The organism is Micromonospora sp. NPDC005806, assembly GCF_042871425.1.
In the GTDB taxonomy this organism is placed as follows: Bacteria; Actinomycetota; Actinomycetes; order Mycobacteriales; family Micromonosporaceae; genus Micromonospora.
Map to the genome: position 1 here is coordinate 22,322 of NZ_JBIAIL010000011.1, position 22,899 is coordinate 45,220.

General features: G+C 72.1%; 21 protein-coding genes. 15 read left to right on the forward strand and 6 right to left on the reverse strand.

Annotation, left to right across the window (positions count from 1 at the left end; all coding sequences use genetic code 11):
• Positions 1 to 55 precede the first annotated feature (55 nt).
• The 4 genes from secD (at position 56) to ACFYOS_RS14220 (ending at position 6,619) form a co-directional block, all read left to right on the forward strand.
• Positions 56 to 1,972, forward strand: a complete 1,917-nt coding sequence (secD, locus tag ACFYOS_RS14205) for a protein translocase subunit SecD (RefSeq protein WP_387140215.1) — start codon at positions 56 to 58, stop codon at positions 1,970 to 1,972.
• Position 1,973: 1 nt separating this feature from the next.
• Positions 1,974 to 3,161, forward strand: coding sequence for a protein translocase subunit SecF (gene secF / locus ACFYOS_RS14210; protein ID WP_387140218.1), 1,188 nt, complete (start codon positions 1,974 to 1,976; stop codon positions 3,159 to 3,161).
• 122 nt (positions 3,162 to 3,283) lie between these two features.
• Positions 3,284 to 3,850, forward strand: coding sequence for an adenine phosphoribosyltransferase (locus tag ACFYOS_RS14215; RefSeq protein ID WP_387140221.1), 567 nt, complete (start codon positions 3,284 to 3,286; stop codon positions 3,848 to 3,850).
• A gap of 291 nt (positions 3,851 to 4,141) precedes the next feature.
• A complete protein-coding gene (locus tag ACFYOS_RS14220; RefSeq protein WP_387140224.1) occupies positions 4,142 to 6,619 on the forward strand; it encodes a RelA/SpoT family protein in 2,478 nt (825 codons plus the stop codon).
• A gap of 76 nt (positions 6,620 to 6,695) precedes the next feature.
• Here the strand turns inward: ACFYOS_RS14220 and ACFYOS_RS14225 are convergent, their stop codons facing one another.
• Positions 6,696 to 7,538 (reverse strand): peptidylprolyl isomerase, encoded by an 843-nt coding sequence (locus ACFYOS_RS14225; RefSeq protein WP_387140227.1) that lies wholly within the window; start codon positions 7,536 to 7,538, stop codon positions 6,696 to 6,698.
• A 66-nt stretch (positions 7,539 to 7,604) separates the two neighbouring features.
• Positions 7,605 to 8,462: a peptidylprolyl isomerase gene (locus ACFYOS_RS14230; RefSeq protein WP_387140230.1), complete on the reverse strand. Its 858-nt coding sequence runs from the start codon at positions 8,460 to 8,462 to the stop codon at positions 7,605 to 7,607.
• A gap of 261 nt (positions 8,463 to 8,723) precedes the next feature.
• On the opposite strand from ACFYOS_RS14230, the gene ACFYOS_RS14235 reads away from it, so the two are divergent.
• From ACFYOS_RS14235 to ACFYOS_RS14245, 3 genes are read left to right on the forward strand one after another with little or no spacing between them, the layout of a single operon-like run.
• Complete coding sequence (locus ACFYOS_RS14235) at positions 8,724 to 9,443, forward strand: MBL fold metallo-hydrolase (protein ID WP_387140232.1); 720 nt, start codon at positions 8,724 to 8,726, stop codon at positions 9,441 to 9,443.
• 51 nt (positions 9,444 to 9,494) lie between these two features.
• The gene (hisS, locus tag ACFYOS_RS14240) at positions 9,495 to 10,835 is read left to right on the forward strand and encodes a histidine--tRNA ligase (protein WP_387140235.1); all 1,341 of its coding nucleotides are present in this window, start codon (positions 9,495 to 9,497) and stop codon (positions 10,833 to 10,835) included.
• A 51-nt stretch (positions 10,836 to 10,886) separates the two neighbouring features.
• Positions 10,887 to 11,822 carry an acyl-ACP desaturase gene (locus ACFYOS_RS14245; RefSeq protein ID WP_387140237.1) on the forward strand — a complete coding sequence of 312 codons (936 nt, stop codon included), beginning with the start codon at positions 10,887 to 10,889 and terminating at the stop codon, positions 11,820 to 11,822.
• Between the two features lie 20 nt (positions 11,823 to 11,842).
• Here the strand turns inward: ACFYOS_RS14245 and ACFYOS_RS14250 are convergent, their stop codons facing one another.
• Complete coding sequence (locus ACFYOS_RS14250; protein ID WP_387140240.1) at positions 11,843 to 12,355, reverse strand: PaaI family thioesterase; 513 nt, start codon at positions 12,353 to 12,355, stop codon at positions 11,843 to 11,845.
• A gap of 56 nt (positions 12,356 to 12,411) precedes the next feature.
• On the opposite strand from ACFYOS_RS14250, the gene ACFYOS_RS14255 reads away from it, so the two are divergent.
• From ACFYOS_RS14255 to tnpB, 3 genes are all read left to right on the forward strand, one after another.
• The gene (locus ACFYOS_RS14255; RefSeq protein ID WP_387140243.1) at positions 12,412 to 12,885 is read left to right on the forward strand and encodes a winged helix-turn-helix transcriptional regulator; all 474 of its coding nucleotides are present in this window, start codon (positions 12,412 to 12,414) and stop codon (positions 12,883 to 12,885) included.
• A gap of 109 nt (positions 12,886 to 12,994) precedes the next feature.
• Positions 12,995 to 13,576 carry an IS607 family transposase gene (locus ACFYOS_RS14260; protein ID WP_387140246.1) on the forward strand — a complete coding sequence of 194 codons (582 nt, stop codon included), beginning with the start codon at positions 12,995 to 12,997 and terminating at the stop codon, positions 13,574 to 13,576.
• A complete protein-coding gene (gene tnpB / locus ACFYOS_RS14265) occupies positions 13,573 to 14,952 on the forward strand; it encodes an IS607 family element RNA-guided endonuclease TnpB (protein ID WP_387140250.1) in 1,380 nt (459 codons plus the stop codon). The genes ACFYOS_RS14260 and tnpB overlap by 4 nt, the downstream gene beginning before the upstream one ends.
• Positions 14,953 to 14,964: 12 nt before the next feature.
• On the opposite strand, the gene ACFYOS_RS14270 is transcribed toward tnpB, so the two are convergent.
• Positions 14,965 to 15,795 carry an SGNH/GDSL hydrolase family protein gene (locus ACFYOS_RS14270; protein WP_387140253.1) on the reverse strand — a complete coding sequence of 277 codons (831 nt, stop codon included), beginning with the start codon at positions 15,793 to 15,795 and terminating at the stop codon, positions 14,965 to 14,967.
• Positions 15,796 to 16,039: 244 nt separating this feature from the next.
• On the opposite strand from ACFYOS_RS14270, the gene ACFYOS_RS14275 reads away from it, so the two are divergent.
• The gene (locus tag ACFYOS_RS14275; protein WP_387140256.1) at positions 16,040 to 17,098 is read left to right on the forward strand and encodes a S1 family peptidase; all 1,059 of its coding nucleotides are present in this window, start codon (positions 16,040 to 16,042) and stop codon (positions 17,096 to 17,098) included.
• On the opposite strand, the gene ACFYOS_RS14280 is transcribed toward ACFYOS_RS14275, so the two are convergent.
• Together ACFYOS_RS14280 and ACFYOS_RS14285 are read right to left on the reverse strand one after the other, a co-directional pair.
• Complete coding sequence (locus ACFYOS_RS14280; protein ID WP_387140259.1) at positions 17,092 to 17,229, reverse strand: hypothetical protein; 138 nt, start codon at positions 17,227 to 17,229, stop codon at positions 17,092 to 17,094. The genes ACFYOS_RS14275 and ACFYOS_RS14280 overlap by 7 nt on opposite strands.
• On the reverse strand, positions 17,222 to 17,980 hold the full coding sequence (locus ACFYOS_RS14285; RefSeq protein ID WP_387140262.1) for a DUF998 domain-containing protein: 759 nt from the start codon (positions 17,978 to 17,980) through the stop codon (positions 17,222 to 17,224). Before ACFYOS_RS14285 ends, ACFYOS_RS14280 begins: the two co-directional genes overlap by 8 nt.
• 147 nt (positions 17,981 to 18,127) lie before the next feature.
• On the opposite strand from ACFYOS_RS14285, the gene aspS reads away from it, so the two are divergent.
• The 4 genes from aspS to ACFYOS_RS14305 all read left to right on the forward strand — a co-directional run bounded on the left by aspS (position 18,128) and on the right by ACFYOS_RS14305 (position 22,882).
• Positions 18,128 to 19,951, forward strand: a complete 1,824-nt coding sequence (gene aspS, locus ACFYOS_RS14290) for an aspartate--tRNA ligase (protein WP_387140265.1) — start codon at positions 18,128 to 18,130, stop codon at positions 19,949 to 19,951.
• 67 nt (positions 19,952 to 20,018) lie between these two features.
• Positions 20,019 to 20,828 carry an SDR family oxidoreductase gene (locus ACFYOS_RS14295; RefSeq protein ID WP_387140267.1) on the forward strand — a complete coding sequence of 270 codons (810 nt, stop codon included), beginning with the start codon at positions 20,019 to 20,021 and terminating at the stop codon, positions 20,826 to 20,828.
• Positions 20,829 to 20,912: 84 nt separating this feature from the next.
• Positions 20,913 to 21,512, forward strand: coding sequence for an ArsR/SmtB family transcription factor (locus ACFYOS_RS14300; protein WP_387140270.1), 600 nt, complete (start codon positions 20,913 to 20,915; stop codon positions 21,510 to 21,512).
• Positions 21,509 to 22,882, forward strand: a complete 1,374-nt coding sequence (locus ACFYOS_RS14305; protein WP_387140273.1) for an MFS transporter — start codon at positions 21,509 to 21,511, stop codon at positions 22,880 to 22,882. Before ACFYOS_RS14300 ends, ACFYOS_RS14305 begins: the two co-directional genes overlap by 4 nt.
• Positions 22,883 to 22,899 lie beyond the last annotated feature (17 nt).

Below are 22,899 nucleotides of genomic sequence, written 5' to 3' on the forward strand. Positions count from 1 at the left end.
CCCGACTTCGTCGCCGCTGCCCAGCGGCGCGACCGTACAGGGAGACAAGACAGCCGTGGCACCACCTCAGGGACAGATGCGCCCCGGACGGCAGCTCGCCGTTCTCGGGCTCGTCTTCGTCGTCCTCTATCTATTGGTGTTCTTCTCGGGCGGCGCCAGCGGCGGCTGGAAGGACCGGTTGGAGCCCCGGCTCGGCCTGGACCTGATCGGCGGCACCCGGCTGACGCTCGAGGCCACCAACAGTGTGGACGGCAAGCCCCCGACGGCCGCCAACCTCGAGGAGGCGCGCCAGATCATCGAGAGCCGGGTCAACGCGTACGGCGTGGCCGAGGCCGAGGTGGTCACCGAGGGCAACCGCAACATCGTCATCTCCCTGCCCGGCTCGAACCGGGACCTGACCGACGTCGGCAGCGCCGCCGAGCTGCGCTTCCGCAAGGTCCTCAAGGCGACCGACGGCAGCGGCCAGACCGCCGCCCCGGCCCCGACCGCCACCCCGGCCCCCTCGGGCAGCGCCACCCCGGCGCCGTCGGGGAGCGCGACGCCGGCGCCGTCCGGCAGCGCCGCGCCGAAGGTCACCTCCTCGCCGAGCGCCGGCGGGCAGGGCGGCATGGCCCCGACGCCCAGCGCCAGCGCGGCCGCGCCGACCCCGTCGGCCACGCCGAGCGCCGCCGCACCGAGCCCGAGCGCCAGCGCCGCACCGGTGCCGCAGAGCATCGAGCAGCAGCGCAAGGCCGTCGAGCAGAAGGTCGGCCCGGCCGCCTGGGGCGCCGCCACCGGCCTGAAGGCCCCGGCCGATCTCACCGCCGACCCGTCGCTGGCCGAGAAGCTCAAGCCGTTCGGCACCCTCTCCCCGCAGGAGATCGCGGTGCTCCCGGTCGACATGCAGTTCAACGTCCCGACCATCACCTGCGCCCAGCTCGACAAGCGGCCGCCGGCGTCGATCAAGGACGAGAAGCAGACGGCGGTGGCCTGTGAGGCTGGCGCCAAGTACCTGCTCGACACGGCGAAGGTGGTCGGCACCGACGTCAGCGACGCCAACGCGGTGCTCGACCAGACCAGCTCCTGGGTGGTCAGCCTGAAGTTCACCGGCAAGGGCCAGGAGCGGTGGACCGCGCTGACCCGCGAGGCGTTCACCAACGAGGGCCAGGCCTGCGACCAGACCGCGCTCGGCCAGGACGGCAAGTGCCGCGTCGCGGTGGTGCTGGACAACGAGATCGTCTCGTCCCCGGAGATCCAGGGCGTGCTGACCGGTGATTCGCAGATCACCGGCAACTTCAACAACAAGACCGCGAACGCGCTGGCCAGCCAGCTCCGCTACGGCGCGCTGCCGGTGACCTTCGTGCCGCAGGAGCAGCAGAACGTCACCGCGACCCTGGGCTCCAGCCACCTGCAGGCCGGTCTGCTCGCGGCCGGCATCGGCATGCTGCTGGTCATCATCTACTCGTTCTTCTACTACCGGCTGCTCGGCTCGGTCATCTTCCTGAGCCTGGTGCTCTCCGGCCTGCTGGTCTTCGGCTCGCTGGTGGTGCTCGGCCGGTCGATCGGGTTCACCCTCACCCTCGCCGGCCTCGCCGGCATGATCGTCTCGCTCGGTGTGGCGGCGGACTCGTTCGTCATCTACTTCGAGCGGCTCAAGGACGAGATCCGGGAGGGACGCAGCCCGCGTAGCGCGGTGCCGCGGGCGTGGATCCGGGCCCGCCGGACGATCATCTCGGCGAACGCCATCACCCTGATGTCCGCCGTGGTGCTCTACATCGTCTCGGTCGGCGCGGTGAAGGGCTTCGCCTTCGCGCTCGGCCTGGCGACGGTCCTCGACCTGGTCGTCGTCTTCCTCTTCCGTCACCCGATCATGACGATGTTCGCCCGGACCCGGGCGTTCCTGTCCCCGCGGGTCAGCGGTCTCGGCCGGGCCCTGCCGGCCCGGTCGGCCGAGCAGGGCACCGCCCGCAACCCGCGCGTCAAGGAGGCCTGAGATGGCAAAGACTGGTCTGGCGTCCCGGCTCTACCGGGGCGAGGCCGATCTCAACATCGTCGGCCGGCGCAAGCTGTGGTTCGGTGTCGCCGGTGTGCTGGTGCTGATCGCCGTGTTCAGCTTCGCCATCCGGGGCTTCAGCCTCGGCATCGAGTTCGCCGGCGGCAATTCGTTCCAGGTGCCGGCCAGCGTCGGCACCCTGACCCAGGCCGAGGACAAGGTCAACGCGGCCCTGCAGGCCAAGGGCGGCGGCGCCGAGGTGGTCACCGCGCAGAAGGTCGGCAGCACCAGCGGTGAGTACTACGAGTTGCGCACCTCGCAGCTCACCGCCGAGCAGGCCAACGCGGCCAAGACCGAGATGGCGCAGTCGTTCGGCATCCAGCCGGACCAGATCAGCGGCAGCCAGGTCTCCGAGGCCTGGGGCAGTCAGGTCACCTCCCGGGCCGTGCTCGGTCTGCTGATCTTCATCGCGGTGGTGGCGATCTATCTGATCCTGCGCTTCGAGTGGCGGATGGCGGTCGCGTCGATCGCCTCGCTGCTCACCAACCTGGTCCTCACCGCCGGCATCTACTCGCTGGTCGGCTTCGAGGTCACTCCGTCGACGATCATCGGTTTCCTCACCATCCTGGGCTTCGCGCTCTACGACGTGGTGGTGGTCTTCGACAAGGTCCAGGAGAACACCCGGGGCATCACCGCGAACAACAACATGACCTACGGCGAGGCGGCCAACCTGGCCCTCAACCAGAGCCTGATGCGGTCGCTGAACACCTCGGTGGTCGCCCTGCTCCCGGTCGGTGGTCTGTTGTTCATCGGTGCGGGCCTGCTCGGCGCCGGCACCCTCAAGGACCTCGGTCTGGTGCTGTTCGTCGGTATGGCCGTGGCGTTCCTGACCTCGATCCTGCTGGCCACCCCGCTGCTGGTGCTGCTGAAGAACCAGGACCCGCGGATCAGCGCGCACAACAAGCGGGTGCTGGCCCGGCGCGGCGCCATCGCCCGCGGCGAGGTCGCCCCGAAGGGCGCGCCGCGGGTGGCGCAGGCCGACGAGGCCATCGACCCGGAGGCGGCGGCCCTGGCCGGAAGCGCGCCGAAGGTGGGCGCCCGGCCGGTCGGCAAGCGCCCGACCGGCGCCCGGGGCGGCCGCCCCGCCGGCGGCGGGGGCAACCGGCCGGGCGGCGCGAAGCGCCGCTGACCGGGATCGGGGTAACCGACCAGTTCGGGGAGACCCGGTAGGAATCGACCGGACGGCGTCCGCCATGCTGTGCGAGCAGCATGACGGACGCCGTCGTCGTTCGAAGGGACATGGGACGTACCGTGACGGAGACCCACACCACCGGGGTACGGGGAGACAGCGGCCCGGAGGTCGCCCGACTGGTCGCCAGCCGCGTGCTGGACGTGCCGGATTTCCCCAAGCCCGGGGTGATGTTCAAGGACCTGATGCCGCTCTTCGCCGACGGCGACGTCTTCCGCGAGGTGATCGACGGGATCGTCGCGTACCACGGGCGTGACTCGTTCGACGCGGTGGCCGGCATCGAGGCGCGGGGGTTCGTGCTGGCCGCGGCCATCGCGTACGCGACCGGGGTTGGCGTGGTGCCGGTGCGCAAGGCCGGCAAGCTGCCCCGGGCCACGCACACCGCCTCCTACGCGCTGGAGTACGGCGAGGCGACCCTGGAGGTGCACCAGGACGCCTTCACCGCCGGCCACCGGGTCCTCGTGGTGGACGACGTGCTCGCCACCGGCGGCACGGCCGAGGCCACCCTCGACCTGGTCGAGCGGGCCGGGGGCACGGTCGCCGGCTTCACCGTGCTGCTGGAGCTGGGCTTCCTGAAGGGGCGGGAGCGACTCGCCCCGCGTCCGATCCATGCCCTGCTGACCGTTTGACGCGCCGGTCCGTCGGCCTGACCCGTCGGGGTCCGTCCGGCGGAGCGGCGGCGTACCCTGCGTGCGGGTAGCATTGCCCTTTGCTGACCGGACGGGTCACCGTCCGGTGGCGCGACGACCGGCCGCACGGCCTGCGCGGTGCGGGGCCGCCGGGACCGCGAGGTCCCCGGTGGCCGGACGCGGACCACGTCGACCGGGACGGTCGTCGCGGAACAACGCCGGCCCCACGGCCGGTTGAACAGGACGTCGGCCGGACGGCCGGCGCATCCCCGGCGAGCGGTGAGGAGGCCGGTGTCCCACGATGTCGTCCCTCCGGTGGAGGGCACGGTGCACCCGACAGGCGACGCGGACGGCTCGGTGACCGAGCGGAGCGGCAACCCGCCGGTGACCGGCTCCGGCGGCGGGCCGGACGGCAGGACGGACGGCGGCACGTCGTCCGGCGGGGCGGTCGTGGTGCCGCTCCGGGCCGACGGCGCTGGCGAGCCCTCGCCCGGCGGCGGCTTCGCCCTCTCCAACGCCCCGACCGGGCGGCGGGTGCGCGCCCGGCTGGCCCGGTTCAACGCGCCGTGGCAGACCTCCCAGGTCAGCGAGGTCCTGGAACCGCTGATCGCGACCCACCGGGAGAACCACCCCAAGGCCGACGCCCGGCTGCTCCAGCGGGCGTTCGACACGGCCGCGCGCTGGCACTCGGGTCAGTACCGGAAGTCCGGTGACCCGTACATCACCCACCCCCTCGCCGTGGCGACCATCCTGGCCAACCTCGGGATGGACACCACCACGCTGGTCGCGGCGCTGCTGCACGACACGATCGAGGACACCGAGTACACCCTCGACCAGATGCGCGCCGACTTCGGCGGCGAGGTCGCCCTGCTGGTCGACGGCGTGACCAAGCTCGACAAGGTCAAGCTCGGCGACGCCGCCAAGGCGGAGACGATCCGCAAGATGGTCGTCGCCATGGCCAAGGACCCGCGGGTCCTGGTGATCAAGCTGGCCGACCGGCTGCACAACATGCGTACCCTGACCTTCCTGCCCCGGCCGAAGCAGGAGCAGAAGGCCAAGGAGACGCTGGAGATCCTCGCCCCGCTGGCCCACCGCCTCGGTATGAACACCATCAAGTGGGAGCTGGAGGACCTCGCCTTCGGCACCCTGTTCCCGAAGCGGTTCGAGGAGATCAACCGCCTGATCGGGGAGCACCAGCCGCAGCGCGAGGCGCTGCTGCGCCAGGTGACCCAGAAGGTGTCCACGGACCTGAAGGCCGCCAAGATCAAGGCGGAGACCACCGGTCGGCCGAAGCATCTCTACTCGATCTACCAGAAGATGATCGTGCGGGGGCGCGACTTCAACGACATCTACGACCTGGTCGGGGTGCGGATCCTCGTCGACACGGTGCGGGACTGCTACGCGGCGCTGGGCGTCATCCACGCCAACTGGCAGCCGGTGCCGGGCCGGTTCAAGGACTACATCGCCATGCCCAAGTTCAACATGTACCAGTCGTTGCACACGACGGTCATCGGGCCCACCGGCAAGCCGGTGGAGATGCAGATCCGCACCTACGCGATGCACCGCACCGCCGAGTTCGGCATCGCCGCGCACTGGAAGTACAAGGAGCACAAGGGCACCCCGGTGGTCGGCCCGCCGGCGCACATCGACGAGATGACCTGGCTGCGCCAGCTGCTCGACTGGCAGCGCGAGGCGGCCGATCCGAGTGAGTTCCTCGACGCGCTCCGGTTCGACCTGTCGAGCCAGGAGGTGTACGTCTTCACCCCGAAGGGTGACGTCATCCCGCTGCCGACCGGGTCGACGCCGGTGGACTTCGCGTACGCGGTGCACACCGAGGTCGGGCACAAGTGCATCGGCGCCCGGGTCAACGGCAAGCTGGTGCCGCTGGAGTCGACCCTGTCCAACGGCGACGTGATCGAGATCTTCACCTCGAAGTCCGACACAGCCGGCCCGACGCAGGACTGGCTCGGCTTCGTCAAGAGCCCACGCGCCCGCACCAAGATCCGCCAGTACTTCAACAAGGAGCGGCGCGAGGAGGCGATCGAGGCCGGCAAGGACTCGATCGTCAAGGCGATGCGCAAGCAGGGCATGCCGCTGCAGCGGATGCTCACCTCGGACGCGCTGATGGCGATCGCCCGGGACCTGCACCTGGCCGACGTGGCCTCGCTCTACGCGGCGGTCGGCGACAGCCAGGTCTCGGCGCAGTCGGTGGTGCAGAAGCTGATGGCCACGTACGGCGGTGAGGAGGGCGCGGCGGAGGACATCGCCGAGACCGCCGTCGCCACCCGGCCGCCGCGCAGCCGAGCCTCCAGCCACGACCCGGGTGTGGTGGTGCGCGGGGTCAGCGACGTCTGGATCAAGCTGGCGCGCTGCTGCACGCCGGTGCCGCCGGACGCCGTCTTCGGCTTCGTCACCCGCTCCGGCGGGGTGAGCGTGCACCGGGACGACTGCGCCAACGCCGAGGACCTCAAGGCGCAGAGCGAGCGGGTGGTCGAGGTCAGCTGGAAGCTGACCTCCGCCTCCACCTTCCTGGTTGCCATCCAGGTGGAGGCGCTCGACCGGCACAAGCTGCTGGCCGACGTGACCCGGGTGCTCTCCGACGAGCGGGTCAACATCCTCTCCGCGACCGTCACCACCACCCGGGACCGGGTGGCGGTGAGCCGGTTCAGCTTCGAGATGGCCGACCCGAAGCACCTGGGGCACCTGCTGGCCGCGGTCCGCAAGGTCGACGGGGTGTTCGACGCGTACCGGGTCACCTCGGGGGCCTGAGGCTCCCTCCGACGTACGGAAAAGCGCCCGCCGGCTTCGTCAGCCGGCGGGCGCTTCCGCATGGTACGGGCGGCTCTCAGCCCCCCTGGATGTCGCTCATCGTCAGCTTGTTGATGACGATCTCCTTCTTCGGGTGACCGCCACCGGCCGCCTTGGCGTAGGCGCCGTCGTCACCGGCCGCCGCAACCTGCTTCACCAGGTCCATGCCGCCGGTGATGGTGCCCAGGACGGTGTAGTTCGGGTCGAGCGGGGAGTCGCCGTAGACGATGAAGAACTGGCTGCCGGTGCTGCCCGGCTGGCCGGAGTTGGCCATCGCGATGACGCCCTCCGGGTAAGGCGGCCGCTGCTCGGTGGGCAGGTTCTCCTCGGTCACGTTGTAGCCCGGGCCGCCGGTGCCGTCGCTGTCCCGCCAGCCGTTACCGGTCACGCTCGGGTCGCCGCACTGGAGCACCTTGATGCCCTCGGTGACCAGCCGGTGGCACTTGGTGTTGTCGAAGAAGCCCTTGCTGGCCAGGTAGGTGAAGCTGCCCGCCGTGCACGGCACCTTGGTGCGGTCGATCTTCGCGGTGACCGGGCCCAGGTTGGTGTCGATCGTCATGGTCTGGGTGCCCTTGTTGTCCTGCTGGTTCGGGGGCACGCCGACGTCCTTGACCTGCTTGGAGCGGGCCTCCTTCGGCACCTCGTTGTAGGCGCACTGCGAGTAGCCCGCCGTGCCGGCGGCCTCCTGCTTCTTGTCGCCGTCACCGCCGAGCGAGGTGGCCAGCCAGACGGTGCCGGCGACCACGAGCACCAGCACGGCCGCGGCGCCGACGATGGCCTGCGTCTGCCGGCGCTTGCGGGCCCGGGTGGCGCGCTCGGCCATCTCCCGCTCGAGTCGGGCCCGCGCCGCCGCGCGCTGCCGCTCTCTCGTGGACGTCACGGTCACTCCTCCGGTGTATCTCGGGTGCGGCACTGCCGCTGCTGCTCAGGGGTCGGATGGGCCGGGTCAGCCGGCGCTGGGGCTGGCCGACGGCGCGCCGGCGGCGGCGTTCACCTCGCCGACGGTGAGGCTCTGGATCACCACGTCCGTCTTCGGCGTGACCTTGGCTCCACTCCCATTGTCCACGGTCGGGAGGGCACCGATCTTCTCCAGCACGTCCAGGCCGCCGGTGACCTTGCCGATCACGGGGTAGGCCGGCTTGGCCGGGTTGAAGTCCTTGAAGAAGATCAGGAACTGGCTGCTGTTGGCGCCCGGCGGGTTGGCGATCATGGCGACCGTGCCCTTCGGGTACGCCGGGGCCTGGCCCGGGGCCGGTGAGCCGGACGGGCTCGGCGCCGGCGTGGGGACGTTCTCGTCGTAGAACGAGTACGCCGGGCCGCCGATGCCGGTGCCGCTCGGGTCGCCGCAGCGCAGCGCGCCCTCGGTGGTGATCTCGTGGCACTTGGTGTTGTCGTAGAACGACTTGCCGGCCAGGTACGAGATGCTCGCCGCCGCGCACGGTGCCGAGGCGAGGTCGAGGTCGGCGGTGATCGGGGCGCCCTGGTTGGTGGTGACCGTCATCGCCCGGGTGCCGGCGGTCGGCAGGTCGGTGGTCTTCGGCTTGCCGACGTCCTTGAGGTTGTTGTTGGCGGCGGCGTCCTGGGGAGTCCAGAGACAGATGTCCTCGGCGGCCGTCTTGTCCGGCTTCGAGTCGAACGCGCCGAGCGCCCACGCCGAACCGAACACGATCAGCACGAGCACCAGGGCGGCACCGACGCCGGCCTGGATCTGCCGGCGGCGCTTCGCCGTGGCGGCCCGCCGGGCGAGCTGCCGGTCGAACTTGGCCCGCGCCAGTTTGCGCTGCCGGTCCCTGCTGGAAGCCACCCGTGCTCCCCTTCCTCTACCCTGGTCCTCGCCGGCGCCGGGCGCGGTCCGCCCGTCGGGTGCGCAGGTGCGCCACGCCACACGCCCGCCAGAGTGTACGGGTACCGGCTGGGAAAGTGGTGTACGAGGTACGGCCTCGGTCTATCGGGCGTTGTCACTGTGCTTGCCGAGGTCGCTGGGAACGTGGGCCGGGGGAAACCAGTCGCCGGTGCGACTAGGCTGATGATCGGGACGACGACTGTAACGGGAAGGGGAGCGGACGTGCTCGTAGCCGGCTTTCCCGCGGACGCCTTCGGCACCAACTGCTATGTGGTGGCGACCGCGCCGGGGGAGCAGTGCGTGGTGGTCGACCCCGGCATCGGGGTGCTCGACCGGCTCGACGCCGTGCTCGCCGAGCACCGCCTGCACCCGGCTGCCGTGCTGCTCACCCACGGCCACCTCGACCACACCTTCTCCGTAGCGCCGGTCTGCGGCGCCCGTGGCATCACCGCGTACGTCCACCCGGACGACCGGGAGCTGCTGGCCGACCCGGCCAAGGCGCTGTCCATGGACCTCACCCAGCTCTTCGGCGGACGGCTGCCGTACGCCGAGCCGGAGGACGTGGCCGAGCTGACCGACGGCGCCACGCTGAGCCTCGCCGGCCTGGAGATCACCGTCGACCACGCCCCCGGCCATACCGGCGGGTCGGTGCTGTTCCGGATGCCCGGCGCCGGCTCGCCCTGGGAGGCCGAGCAGATCTGCCTCTCCGGCGACGTGCTCTTCGCCGGCTCCATCGGCCGCACCGACCTGCCGGGCGGCAGCATGCCCCGCATGCTGGCCAGCCTCCGGGAGAAGGTCCTCCCGCTGGCCGACGACACCGTCGTCCTGCCCGGCCACGGCCCCGCGACCACCATCGGCCGCGAGCGCGCGACCAACCCGTACCTCCTCGAGGTCGCGGGGACCGGCGGCGCGCGCCCGGCCGCGCCCACCCGCGGTCTCTGACGCCGCGACCACGACCTGTCCGCGCCGCCCGCGGCGCACAAGGAGTACGCCATGAGCAAGCCCACGCCCATCTCCGGCTTCCCGGAGTGGACGCCCGCCCAGCGGATGATCGAGCAGTTCGTGCTCGACCGGATCCGCGCCACCTTCGAGCTGTACGGCTTCGCCCCGCTGGAGACCCGTTCGGTCGAGCCGCTGGACCAGCTGCTGCGCAAGGGGGAGACCTCAAAGGAGGTCTACGTGCTGCGCCGGCTGCAGGCCGACCCGGAGAGCGCGGCCGGCGACGACGCGCTCGGCCTGCACTTCGACCTGACCGTGCCGTTCGCCCGCTACGTGCTGGAGAACGCCGGCAAGCTCCAGTTCCCGTTCCGCCGCTACCAGATCCAGAAGGTGTGGCGGGGTGAGCGCCCGCAGGAGGGGCGCTACCGGGAGTTCCTCCAGGCCGACATCGACATCGTCGACCGGGACACCCTGCCGGCCCACTACGAGGCCGAGATGCCGCTGGTGGTCGGCGACGCGCTGCGCTCGCTGCCCATCCCGCCGGTGCGCATCCAGGTGAACAACCGCAAGATCTGCGAGGGCTTCTACCGGGGGATCGGGCTGACCGACCCGGAGGCGGCGCTGCGCGCGGTCGACAAGCTGGACAAGATCGGCCCGACCAGAGTGGCCGAGCTGCTGGCGGAGACGGCCGGGGCGAGCGAGGCGCAGGCCAAGGCCGTCCTGGCGCTGGCGGAGATCTCCGCGCCGGACGCGTCCTTCGCCGACGCGGTCCGCGCCCTCGGGGTGAGCGACCCGCTGCTCGACGAGGGCATCGCGGAGCTGGTCGCGGTGGTGGAGACCGCCGCGGCGCACTCGCCCGGCCTCTGCGTCGCCGACCTGCGGATCGCCCGCGGCCTGGACTACTACACCGGCACCGTGTACGAGACGCAGCTGCTCGGGTACGAGCGGTTCGGCTCGATCTGCTCCGGCGGTCGCTACGACAACCTGGCCAGTTCGGGCACCGTGCGCTTCCCCGGGGTGGGCATCTCGATCGGGGTGACCCGGCTGCTCGGCCTGCTCTTCGGCACCGGCGCGCTGTCAGTCTCCCGCGACGTGCCGACCTGCGTGCTGGTCGCGGTCTCCAACGAGGACGAGCGACCGGCGAGCAACAAGATCGCCGAGGCGCTGCGCTCCCGCGGGATCCCCACCGAGGTGTCACCGAGCGCGGCCAAGTTCGGCAAGCAGATCCGGTACGCCGAGCGGCGCGGCATCCCGTACGTCTGGTTCCCCGGCGCCGAGGGCGACCAGGTGAAGGACATCCGCTCCGGTGAGCAGGTGGCCGCGGCGGCGGGCGAGTGGACCCCACCGCGGGCGGACCTGAAGCCACTGGTCGGCCCCGCGTCGACTGGCGCCTGACGACGATTCGACCTACGGTGGCGTAACTTACGCCACCGTAGGGAGATCGCCGTGACCGTGCTCAGCCAGACCGCCCTGCTCCTCGAACTCGAGCCCGTGGTCGAGAAGAACCTCGACCGCCACCTGTCGCTGGCCAAGGAGTGGTTCCCGCACGAGTACGTGCCGTGGAGCGAGGGGCGCACCTTCGACGGCCCGCTCGGCGGCGAACCCTGGGCGGAGGGCGACTCGACGCTGCCCGAGGTGGCCCGGACCGCGCTGATCGTCAACCTGCTCACCGAGGACAACCTGCCCTCGTACCACCACGAGATCGCCACCCTCTTCGGCCGGGACGGGGCGTGGGGCACCTGGGTGCACCGATGGACCGCCGAGGAGGGACGGCACGGCACCGCCATCCGGGACTACCTGACGGTGAGCCGGGCGGTCGACCCGGTGGCCCTGGAGCGGGCCCGGATGGTGCACATGTCGGCGGGCTACCGCAACGCGCACGGCGACGAGGTGCTGCACTCCCTGGCGTACGTCTCGTTCCAGGAGCTGGCCACCCGGATCTCGCACCGCAACACCGGCCGGGCCACCGGCGACCCGACCTGCGAGGCGCTGTTGGCCCGGGTGGCGGCCGACGAGAACCTGCACATGGTCTTCTACCGCAACCTGCTCGGCGCGGCCTTCGAGCTGGCCCCGAGCCAGGCCCTGCGGGCGGTCGCCGACGTGCTGGCCGACTTCCAGATGCCGGGTGTCGGCATCGAGGGCTTCGCCCGCAAGTCGGTGGCCATCGCCCTGGCCGGCATCTACGACCTGCGCCAGCACCGGGACGAGGTGGTCGTCCCGGTGCTGCGCCAGTGGAACATCTTCGACGTGACGGGGCTGGACGCCGACGGCGAGGCCGCCCGGGACCAGATCGCCGCCCACCTTGACACCCTGGACACCCAGGCCGCCCGCTTCGAGGACAAGCGCGCCGCGCGCACCGCCCGCCTCGCCGCCGCCCGCTGACCCGCCCCCAGGTGGCTGGGTCAGGCGGGGGTGCTGTCGAGCGGGAAGAGGAGGCAGCTCGACGTGGCGTGGGCGATGAGGCGGTCCCGAGTGTCCGTCAGGCGGGCCTCGGCGAGGGCGGTACGGCGACCACGCTGGAGGACGGTGCCCTCGCAGCGCAGTCGGCCGCTGTCGACCGTCACCGGCCGCAGGAACTTCACGTTCAGGTCCAGCGAGGTGTAGCCGACGCCGACCGGCAGGGTGGTGTGCACCGCGCAGCCGGCGGCGGTGTCGAGCAGCGTGGAGATGACTCCGCCGTGCACGGTGCCGAGCGGGTTGTAGTGGAACTCCTGCGGCACGAGCTCGACGGCGACGCGGCCCTCGTCCGCCTCCATCCGGGCCATGTCGATCAGGTGCATGACCGGCGGCGCGGCCAGCTCCCCGGCGATCATCGCGCGCAGCAGCTCCAGGCCGCTGCGCCGGCCGATGTGCGCGGCCCCGGCCACCGGATCGGACCAGGAGAAGGTGCGGGTGCGATCCTGCGTCTGTGTCATGGACTCAGCCTCGCAGCGCGTTGCTGAGTCTGTCAATCAGACCTAGCCTGGTCGACATGAGACCTGTGGCACTGGACTGGTCGGTGGAGAACTGCACGATCGCCCGGGCGATGACCGTACTCGGCGAGCGCTGGACCCTGGTCGTGCTCCGCGAGGTCTTCAACGGCGTACGCCGCTTCGACGACATGCGGGTGCGCACCGGCATTCCCCGGCAGGTGCTCACCAACCGGCTCGCCATGCTGGTCGAGCAGGGGGTGCTGCGCCGGGGGCCGTACCGGGAGCCGGGCAGCCGGGTGCGGCACGAGTACCGGCTCACCGGCAAGGGGCTCGACCTGTGGCCGGTGCTGGTGGCGGTGCTCGGCTGGGGCGACCGCTACCTGGCCGACCCGGACGGCTCGCCGCTGGCGGTGGGCCACCGCGACTGCGGCGCCGAGGTCCGGGTCGCGTTGCGCTGCGCCGAGGGGCACGAGCTGACCGACCCGCGTGACGTGCTGCCCCGGCCCGGGCCAGGGGCGCGCCGCCGGGCCTGAGGCGCGACCCGGCGCGCGGTCCCCCGGGTCCGCGCGCCGGGCGGGGGAGGGTTCCCGCTGTTGCCGGTTGGGTCGGCGTGAGTGCTCAGGAGTTCGCTAGATGGTTGGCGTGAACCTGAAGGAGTGGGCAGTATCTCAGGGTGTGTCGTATGCGACCGCGCGGCGGTGGTTCGCGGCCGGGAAGCTGCCCGTTCCCGCCTACCAGTCTGGCCGGCTGATTGTGGTTGGTGAGCCGGCACCTTCTGCGCCTGGACGACAGGTGGTCGCGGTGTACGCGTGCGTGTCGTCGGCTGATCAGCGCGCTGACCTTGACCGGCAGGTTGCCCGGGTGACCGTCTGGGCTACCGGGCAGGATCTGAGGGTGGGCCGGGTGGTCACTGAGGTGGGTTCCGCTTTCGATGGGCGTCGTAAGAAGTTCCTCGCGTTGCTGGCTGACAAGGCGGTGTCGACGATTGTGGTGGAGCATCGGGATCGGTTCGCCCGGTTCGGTGCCGAGTACGTGGAGGCCGCGTTGTCTGCGCAGGGCCGCCGTCTGCTGGTGGTCGACCCGGCCGAGGTTGATGACGATCTGGTGCGCGACGTGACCGAGGTCCTGACCTCGTTGTGCGCCCGCCTGTACGGGCGTCGGGCCGCCGCCGACCGGGTCCGCCGCGCGGTCGACGCCGCGACCGGCGGGGTGAGCGCGGCGTGAGGGTGGTGCAGGCGTACCGGTTCGCGTTGGATCTGACTGCGGGGCAGGAGCGTGACGTGCTCGCCAACGCGGGCGCGGCCCGGGTGGCGTACAACTGGGCGCTGGCCCGGGTGAAGGCGATCATGGACCAGCGCGCCGCGGAACGCACCTACGGTGTGCCTGAGGAGTTGCTGACCCCGACCCTCGGGTGGAATCTCGCGGCGTTACGCAAGGCGTGGAACCAGGCGAAGCCGGACGTGGCGCCGTGGTGGCGGGAGTGTTCCAAGGAGGCGTTCAACACCGGCCTGGACGCGCTGGCCTGCGGCTTGAAGAACTGGTCCGACTCGCGTACGGGCAGGCGGGCGGGGCGGCGGGTCGGGTTCCCGCGGTTCAAGTCCCGTCGCCGCAGCACGCCGAGCATCCGGTTCACCACGGGTGCGATCCGGGTGGAGCCGGACCGCCAGCATGTCGTACTGCCCCGGTTGGGCCGGCTCAAGCTGCACGAGTCTGCCCGCAAACTCGCCCGCCGTCTGGAGGCGGGCACGGCCCGGATCCTGTCCGCGACCGTGCGCCGTGACGGCGGGCGGTGGCATGTCGCGTTCTGCGTCGAGGTCGATCGGGCCGAGCGCGCCCCGGCGCGTCCGCAGGCGGTGGTCGGGGTGGACGTCGGGGTGACGCACCTGGCGGTGCTGTCCACCGGCAAGCTCGTACCCAACCCCCGGCACCTGGATGACGCGGCCCGCCGAATGCGGCGTCTCGCGCGTCGGTTATCCCGCAGAGTGGGGCCGGATCGGCGTACCGGCCAGCGGCCGTCACAGCGGTGGGAACGGGCCCGCCGGCAGGTGGCCCGGGCGCACGCGCGGGTGGCGAACCTGCGCCGCGACGGCCTGCACAAGCTCACCACCCGCCTGGCCCGCGAGTACGGCACTATCGTGGTCGAAGACCTCAACGTGGCCGGCATGCTACGCAACCGCCGGTTGGCCCGCCGCGTCGCCGACGCCGGGTTCGGTGAAATCCGCCGGCAGGTGACCTACAAGACCGGATGGAACGGCGGCCACCTGGTGGTGGCCAACCGCTGGTATCCCTCCAGCAAGACCTGCTCGGGCTGCGGCACGGTGAAAGCCAAGCTGGCCCTGTCCGCGCGTACCTACACCTGCACCACCTGCGGCCTGGTCCTGGACCGGGATGTGAATGCCGCACGTAACCTCGCCGCGATCGCGGCTGAGGCGACCACCGCCGGGAGTGGCCCGGTGGCAGGACGTGGAGCCGACCGTAAGACCCGCCCCGGCAGGCAGGTGGCCGTGAAACGTCAACCCGGCACCACCCAAACGGGTAAGACCGGGACCGTCCCACCCTCAGGCGGGACTACCGACCATGTACTCACTAGAGCGCACTGAAAGGTAACGGAACTACCAGCCGAAGCCGTTGGCGTACGTGACGCTGGCGAGCACCGCCTGCCCGCTGGTGTTGGGATGGAAGTAGTCCCAGGTGGAGACCTGGCTCAGCACGAACGGGTAGTTGAACACCGCGTTGTCGTCGAAGTCGCAGTTCGCGCCGTACGCCGCACAGGCCTGGGCGAGCTGGGTGTTGAAGTCGACCACCCGCTGCCGGACCCGGGCCCGGCGGTCGACGTCGGCCTGGCTGGTGGAGGTCGGGTTCGCCAGCATGGACTGGCAGATCCCGAACAGCGACCAGGCGGAGCGGGCGCTGCCGCTGTCCTTGCCCACGAACCAGAGCCGGTAGATGTCCGGGATGCTGATCACGGCGACCCGGGCGTCGGGCAGGCCGGCCCTGATCCGGTTGAGCGCGCTGTCGATGTTGGCCCGGAAGGTGGCCACCGAGGTCATCGTGGATTCCGAACCGGTGCAGGCGTCGTTGGCGCCGATGAGCATGGTGACGTACTCGACGCCCTGGCTGACCGCGGTGCCCGCCTGGCCGTACATGTCGGCGGACTTGGCACCGGTCTTCGCGTCGTTGTGGTTGCGGCCCTGGATGGTCGGGTTGACCGCGCGGATCCGCAGGTAGTGGCTGTTGACGCTGGAGTAGTCGCCGGTGCTGAACGACCGGGAGGTGCAGTCGACGTACCAGCCGCACGCGTTGAAGCCGCGGGTGATGGAGTCGCCCATGCTGGCCATCGAGTTGGGGGGTGGGCCGGCGGCGGCGACGGCGGGGCTGGCGCCGAGCAGGACGAGGGCGGTGGCGCTGGCGAGGGTGGCCAGGGCGCGTCGGACGAGGGTCATGGTGGCCTCCGGATCACGCGTGCCGGCGTGCTGCGGTGGCCAGATCGCATAGACGACGCTCTGTGTCCACAATGTGGCGTCGGGGTTACGGCGGGCGGCGGGTGAATTCGGGCAAAGGGACGTCTTGTTTAGGATCTTAAATATGTGAATACTTTGGGCCTCGGCCGGTTTCCCCAGGTCGGCCGGGTTGTCCTCGGGCGCGTCCGGATGACGGTGCCCGTCACTCCTCCCAGGAGGTTGTCACATGCGACCCACGAGGTCCTCGCTGCGCCGTGCCGCCGCCATCGCCGTGGCCGGCACCCTCGTCACCGGCTCGCTCCTCGGCGCACCCGCCCAGGCGGCCCCTGCCTCGCCCGCATCCCCCGACGCCGCCGCCACCCTCGCCGCCAAGCTCGGCGACCGCGCCGCCGGCACGTACGCCGACGCCAGCGGCAAGATGATCGTCGCGGTGACCGACGCCGCGGCCGCCCGCCAGGTGCGCGCGGCCGGCGCGACCCCGAAGCTGGTCACCCGGGGCGCCGCCCAGCTCAACGCCGCCACCGCCGAGCTGGAGCGGTCCGCCAAGATCCCGGGCACCGCCTGGTGGATCGACCCGGCCACCAACCAGGTCGTCGTCTCCGTGGACAGCACCGTCACCGGCGCCAAGCTCGACCGCGTCAAGGCGGCCGCCGCCCGCACCGGCCGCGCGGTCCGCATCGAGGCGGAGGCCGGCGTGCTCAGCACCCGGATCAACGGCGGGCAGGCGATCTACGCCGGGGGCGGTGGCCGCTGCTCGCTCGGCTTCAACGTCCGCAGCGGCTCCGGCACGTACTACTTCCTGACCGCCGGGCACTGCACCAACATCTCGGCGAGCTGGTACACCAACTCCGCCCAGACGACCTACATCGGCCCGCGCGTCGGCACCAGCTTCCCGGGCAACGACTACGGCATCGTGCGGTACGACAACACCGGCCTGTCGCACCCCGGCACCGTCTACCTCTACAACGGCACCTCGCGTGACATCACCGGCGCCGGCAACGCGTTCGTCGGCCAGAGCGTCTCGCGGTCCGGCAGCACCACCGGCGTGCACGGCGGATCGGTCACCGCGCTCAACGCCACGGTGAACTACGCCGAGGGCAGCGTCTCCGGCCTGATCCGCACCACCGTCTGCGCCGAGCCCGGTGACAGCGGCGGTTCGCTCTTCGCCGGCAACACCGCGCTGGGCCTCACCTCCGGCGGCAGCGGCAACTGCTCCTCCGGCGGCACCACCTACTTCCAGCCGGTCACCGAGGCGCTGAGCGTCTACGGCGTCAGCGTCTACTGATCGATCCGCTGCGCGCGGGCCGCCGGGTATCCGGCGGCCCGCTCCGCGTACCGGGGCGATGCGCCGGGACGGACCGGGCGGCCGAGGAGCGGGCCCGGGGGCTCGCCGAGGGCGACGTACGGGTCAACCATCTGCTCCCGGCCGATCCGGACGGACCGGCCGGGCATCACCCGACGACCGCGGCGTCGTTCGTCGCGTGCCGGGGCCGCCCGGCGGACCGGCGCCGACCCCCGTCCGCCCGGGCGCCCGCCGGGCGGAGAGCAGCGCGACCAGCGGCCAGACGGCGACCGCCACGGCGGTGACCCGCTCGGCCAGCCCGGTCCGCGAACCACCGTTCACCTCGACGGCGAACCAGCCGAACAGGGCCAGCAGCAGCACGGTCACGGTCAGCGCCACCGGCCGGCGGAACGCCCACGGCGGCCGGACCGCGTGGACACCGGTTACGACGTCCGGGCCGGCGGGCGGGGGTACGCCGCGCCGGAGCGTGCGGGGCAGGCGCAGCGCCGAGCCGGCCGGCCAGAGCGCCAGCGCGAGCACGGCCACCGTGGCCACGGTGCCGTGCCCCAGGGAGCCGCCGACCCTCGGGCGGGGGAAGGCGATCAGCGCGATGGTGGCCACCCCGCCGACGGCGAGCAGGAACCGGCTGGGCAGCCCCGCCGCGTGCAGCACGGCGGCCGTGCCCAGGTAGCAGCAGCCGAGCAGGACCAGGCAGCCGGTCATGATCCACGGATCGGTCGCACCCTGCCCGGCCAGCTCGCTGATGGTGTCGCGGACCGGGTCGTACCCCGGTGGCTGCCGGGCACCCGCCACCGTCCACCCCGCCACCAGCAGGACGGGCGCGGCCGCGGCCGTGGCGACGGCCCAGCTCGGTACGGCACGCACCCGGCCACGTTAACCGTCCGTCCGGACCGCGACCGGCGTTCGCCGTACCCCGGGAGGTGGCCGGCCTGCCGGGTGCCCCGGAGGAAGTCCGGCCCACCCTGACAGAATGCGGGGAGCAGCCGTGGAACAGATGAGGAGACGCAAGCCGTGATCCGTACCCACAATGCCGGAAGCCTGCGCGCCGCGGACGCCGGCTCGACGGTGACGCTCGCCGGGTGGGTGGCCCGCCGGCGCGACCACGGCGGTGTCATCTTCGTCGACCTGCGCGACGCCTCCGGCGTGGTCCAGGTGGTCTTCCGCGAGGAGGACGCGCACGCGTTGCGCAACGAGTTCTGCGTGAAGGTCACCGGCGAGGTGACCCGCCGCCCCGAGGGCAACGAGAACCCGGACCTGCCGACCGGTGCGGTCGAGGTGACCGCGACCGCGCTGGAGGTGCTCTCCGAGGCGGCCCCGCTGCCGCTGCCGGTCGACGACCAGATCGAGGCCGGCGACGACATCCGGCTCAAGTACCGCTACCTGGACCTGCGCCGCAGTGGCCCGGCGAAGGCCATGCGGCTGCGCTCGCGGGCCAGCCAGCTCGCCCGCACGGTGCTGCACGAGCGGGACTTCCTGGAGATCGAGACCCCGACGCTGACCCGGTCCACCCCCGAGGGCGCCCGCGACTTCCTGGTCCCGGTCCGCCTCCAGCCCGGCAGCTGGTACGCGCTGCCGCAGTCGCCGCAGCTGTTCAAGCAGCTGCTCATGGTCGGCGGCATGGAGCGGTACTACCAGATCGCCCGCTGCTACCGGGACGAGGACTTCCGCGCCGACCGGCAGCCGGAGTTCACCCAGCTCGACATCGAGATGTCCTTCGTCACCGAGGACGACGTCATCGAGCTCGGCGAGGCGATCGTCGCGGCGCTCTGGTCCGACCTGGCCGGCTACCAGATCCCCCGGCCGATCCCGCGGATCACCTGGCACGACGCGATGTCCCGGTACGGCTCGGACAAGCCGGACCTGCGCTACGGCGTCGAGCTGACCGAGCTGACCGACTACCTGCGCGGCACCGAGTTCCGGGTCTTCGCCGGCGCGATCGACGCGGGCGGCTACGTCGGCGCGGTGGTCATGCCGGGCGGCGCGGGCCAGACCCGCAAGGAGCTGGACGGCTGGCAGGACTGGGCCAAGGCGCGCGGCGCGCGGGGCCTGGCGTACGTGGTGCTCGACGCGGAGACCGGCGAGGCGCGCGGCCCGGTGGCCAAGAACCTCTCCGAGGCGCACCTGGCCGGGCTGGCCGACGCGGTCGGCGCCAAGCCGGGCGACGCCATCTTCTTCGCCGCCAGCACCGACACCCGCGAGGCGCAGGAGCTGCTCGGCGCGGCCCGGATCGAGATCGCCAAGCGGGCCAACCTGATCGACGAGAGCGCCTGGGCGTTCTGCTGGGTGGTCGACGCGCCGATGTTCGAACCGGCCTCCGACCAGGAGAGCGGCCGGGCGGGCGGCTGGACGGCCGTGCACCACCCGTTCACCTCGCCGAACACGGAGTGGGTGGACCGGTTCGAGGAGGCCCCGGACCGCGCCCTGGCCTACGCGTACGACATCGTCTGCAACGGCAACGAGATCGGCGGCGGCTCGATCCGTATCCACCGCGGCGACGTGCAGCAGCGGGTCTTCGACCTGCTCGGTATCACCGCCGAGGAGGCGCAGGACAAGTTCGGCTTCCTGCTGGAGGCGTTCAAGTACGGTGCCCCGCCGCACGGCGGCATCGCGTTCGGCTGGGACCGGGTCTGCATGCTGCTCGCCGGCGCGGACTCGATCCGCGAGGTCATCGCCTTCCCGAAGACCCGCGGCGGCTTCGACCCGCTGACCGGCGCGCCGACGCCGATCACCGCCCAGCAGCGCACCGAGGCCGGCATCGACGCCAAGCCGAAGGCGGCGACCGGCCCGCACGCCGGCACCGCCGGCCCGGTCGCCCCGGTGGCCGACCCGACCTGATCGTTCTCGTGATCGAGAGGTCTCCGCCATGATGGCGGGGACCTTTCGATCTTTCTGGGGGTACGACATGACACTGCTGGTGGTAGGGGCCAGCGGCTTCCTCGGCGCCGAGGTGTGCCGGCAGGCGGTCGCCGCAGGACAGTCGGTGGTCGGCACGTACCACTCGGCCGCCGTCGCGGTGCTGGGCGTCGCGGCCCGCCGGCTGGACGTCACCGACCGCGCCGCCGTGCGCGCGCTGCTGACCGAGGTACGCCCCGACGCCGTCGTCAGCACCCCCTACCGGTACGACGACTGGACGGTCACCGCCGACGGGGCGGCCCACGTCGCGTACGCGGCGGCCGAGGTGGGGGCGCGGCTGGTGCACCTGTCCAGCGACGCGCTGCACGCCGGACGGCCGGCGCCGTATCTCGACGAGGACGTGCCGTCCCCGGTGTTCATGTACGGGGCGGCGAAGGCGGCGGCGGAGACGGCGGTGCGGGCGATCGACCCGGGCGCGGTGCTGGTGCGAACCTCGCTGATCGTGGGGGAGGGGAGCAAGCAGATCCAGCTCTGCCGCGACGCGCTCGCCGGCCGGGCGACCCTCTTCACCGACGAGCTCCGGTGCCCGGTGGACGTGGCAGACCTCGCCGCCGCCGTCCTGGAACTCGTGCTGTCCGAGTACGCGGGCCTGCTCAACGTGGCCGGACCGGACGCGGTGAGCCGCGCGGAGATGGGCCTCCTCGTGGCCCGGCAGCTCGGCCTGGACTCGGCCGGTCTGAAGACCACCACCAGCGCGGCGTCCGGCCTGCACCGGCCCGCCGAGGTACGCCTCGACTCCTCCCGCGCCGCTGGCCTGCTGCGTACCCGGCTGCGCGGCATCACCGAACTCCTCGCCTGACGCTCGTCCCCACCCTGCCGGATCATGCACACTCTCTATGCAAGAGTCTTGTGCATAGAGAGTGTGCACAGATATTGTGCATCCATGGAGAACGACGAGAAGCCGGAGCGGCGGGCGCCGCGTGCGGTCCGGCTGAACCACCGCCAGGTGCGGGTGCTGGCGCACCCGCTGCGGTTGCGCCTGGTCGGGGCGCTGCGGGTCAAGGGGCCGGCCACCGCCACCACCCTCGCTGAGCTGCTCGGCACCAACACCGGGGCCACCAGCTACCACCTGCGTCAGCTCGCCGAGGTGGGGCTGGTCGTCGAGGATCCCGACCTCGGCACCGGGCGGCAGCGCTGGTGGCGGGCCGCGCACGACGTCACCAACTGGGAGCCGACCGACTTCGACGACGACCCCGACGCCCGGGCCGCGATCGAGTGGATCCAGGGCGACCAGGTGCGCCTGCTGGTCGAACACGCGGAGCGGTGGTTCGCCGCCCAGCACGAGTGGTCGCCGGCCTGGCGGGACGCCTTCGGCATGGGCGACATCTTCATGACCGTCCCGCCCGCCCGGCTCGAGGCGCTCAAGGCCGAGTTGTGGCAGCTCCTCGAGCGCTACCGGAACGAGGCCGACCCGGCCGAGCCCGACGCCGAGCGGGTGCAGATCTTCCTCGCCGCCTATCCGCTGTTCCAGGAGATGCGATGACGACTCTGTCCGTACGCCAGGTCCGGTTCCGCTACCTCACCCTCTACGCGCTGCGCTGGCTGCCCGCGGGCCTGATGATCCCGGTGATGATCCTGCTGATGCAGGAACGTGGCCTGTCGCTGTCCCAGATCGGCCTGGTCGCCACCGCGCAGGGGCTGGTCGTCCTGGCGCTGGAGCTGCCCACCGGCGGCTTGGCCGACGCGCTCGGCCGCAAGCCGGTCCTCGCCGTCGCCTGGGCGATCTGCCTGGTCTCCCTGGTGCTGTTCGCGGTGGCCGACTCGTTCTGGCTCTTCTTCCTGGTCTGGGCGTTGCAGGGCGTCTACCGGGCGCTCGACAGCGGCCCGCTGGAGTCCTGGTACGTCGACGCCACCCTGGCCGCCGACCCGGACGCCGAGTACGAGCGCGGCCTGGGCTGGGCCGGCACCGTCATCGGCGTCGCCATCGGGGCCGGCGCGCTGCTCAGCGGCGGTCTGGTCGCGCTCGGGCCGATCGGCCCGGTCAGCGCGCTGACCCTGCCCGTGCTGGTCGCCGTCGCGCTCCAGGCCGTCTCGCTGGCCGCGCTGCTGGTGATGCTCGTGGAGACCCGGCCGGCCAAGGGCGCCGGGGCGCTGCGCGCCTCGATGGTCGAGGCGCCCCGGATGGTCGGTCACGCGGTCGGCCTGCTGCGCCGCTCCCGGGTGCTGCTCGCGCTGGTCGCGGTCGAGTTGTTCTGGGGCTTCGGCATGGTCACCTTCGAGTCGCTGCTGCCGATCCGCCTCTCCGAGGTGGTCGGCGACGCCGATCGGGCGGCGGCGCTGCTGGGGCCGGCCGGTTCGGCGGCCTGGCTGGCCAACGCGGCCGGCGCCGCGCTGACCCCGCTGCTGCTGCGCCGGCTCGGGGCCGCGCCGGCCGCCGCGCTGATGCGGATCCTGCAGGGCGTGACCGTGGTCGGCATGGGCCTGCTCGCCGGCCCGGTCGGGGTGCTCGTCGCCTACCTGGCCTGCTACACCGTGCACGGCGCGTCGAACCCGCTGCACATGGGGCTGCTGCACCGCCAGGTGGACGGGCCGTACCGGACCAGCGTGCTCTCGCTGAACTCGATGATGGCCCAGCCGGCCGGGGCGCTCGGCGGGGTCGTGCTGACCGCGCTGGCGGACCGCAGCAGCGTCAGCGTCGCCATGCTGGTCGGCGCAGTGGTGCTCGCGCTGGGCGCGCCGCTCTACCTGCCGGTCTGGCGGGCCGGCCGGGCCGGTGCCCCGGATCCGGCGACCGCCGCGGCGGGAGAGCGGGTGGTGGCGCCGGACGAGCGGGTCACCGGGCCGGACGGCTCGCTCGCCGGTCCAGCGCCCGTCCCGGCGCCAGACCCGGCGACCTCGGGCAGCGTGCGGTAGGGGCGAGTGGAACGCGA

What these genes read in the sequence shown, in the direction of transcription:
- ACFYOS_RS14270 (WP_387140253.1), bottom strand. Translation starts at nt 15,795, where the DNA reads ATGACCCTCGTCCGACGCGCCCTGGCCACCCTCGCCAGCGCCACCGCC.
- ACFYOS_RS14250 (WP_387140240.1), bottom strand. Translation starts at nt 12,355, where the DNA reads ATGACACAGACGCAGGATCGCACCCGCACCTTCTCCTGGTCCGATCCG.
- ACFYOS_RS14305 (WP_387140273.1), top strand. Translation starts at nt 21,509, where the DNA reads ATGACGACTCTGTCCGTACGCCAGGTCCGGTTCCGCTACCTCACCCTC.
- ACFYOS_RS14275 (WP_387140256.1), top strand. Translation starts at nt 16,040, where the DNA reads ATGCGACCCACGAGGTCCTCGCTGCGCCGTGCCGCCGCCATCGCCGTG.
- hisS (WP_387140235.1), top strand. Translation starts at nt 9,495, where the DNA reads ATGAGCAAGCCCACGCCCATCTCCGGCTTCCCGGAGTGGACGCCCGCC.
- ACFYOS_RS14280 (WP_387140259.1), bottom strand. Translation starts at nt 17,229, where the DNA reads ATGGTTGACCCGTACGTCGCCCTCGGCGAGCCCCCGGGCCCGCTCCTC.
- ACFYOS_RS14295 (WP_387140267.1), top strand. Translation starts at nt 20,019, where the DNA reads ATGACACTGCTGGTGGTAGGGGCCAGCGGCTTCCTCGGCGCCGAGGTG.
- secF (WP_387140218.1), top strand. Translation starts at nt 1,974, where the DNA reads ATGGCAAAGACTGGTCTGGCGTCCCGGCTCTACCGGGGCGAGGCCGAT.
- ACFYOS_RS14255 (WP_387140243.1), top strand. Translation starts at nt 12,412, where the DNA reads ATGAGACCTGTGGCACTGGACTGGTCGGTGGAGAACTGCACGATCGCC.
- ACFYOS_RS14300 (WP_387140270.1), top strand. Translation starts at nt 20,913, where the DNA reads ATGGAGAACGACGAGAAGCCGGAGCGGCGGGCGCCGCGTGCGGTCCGG.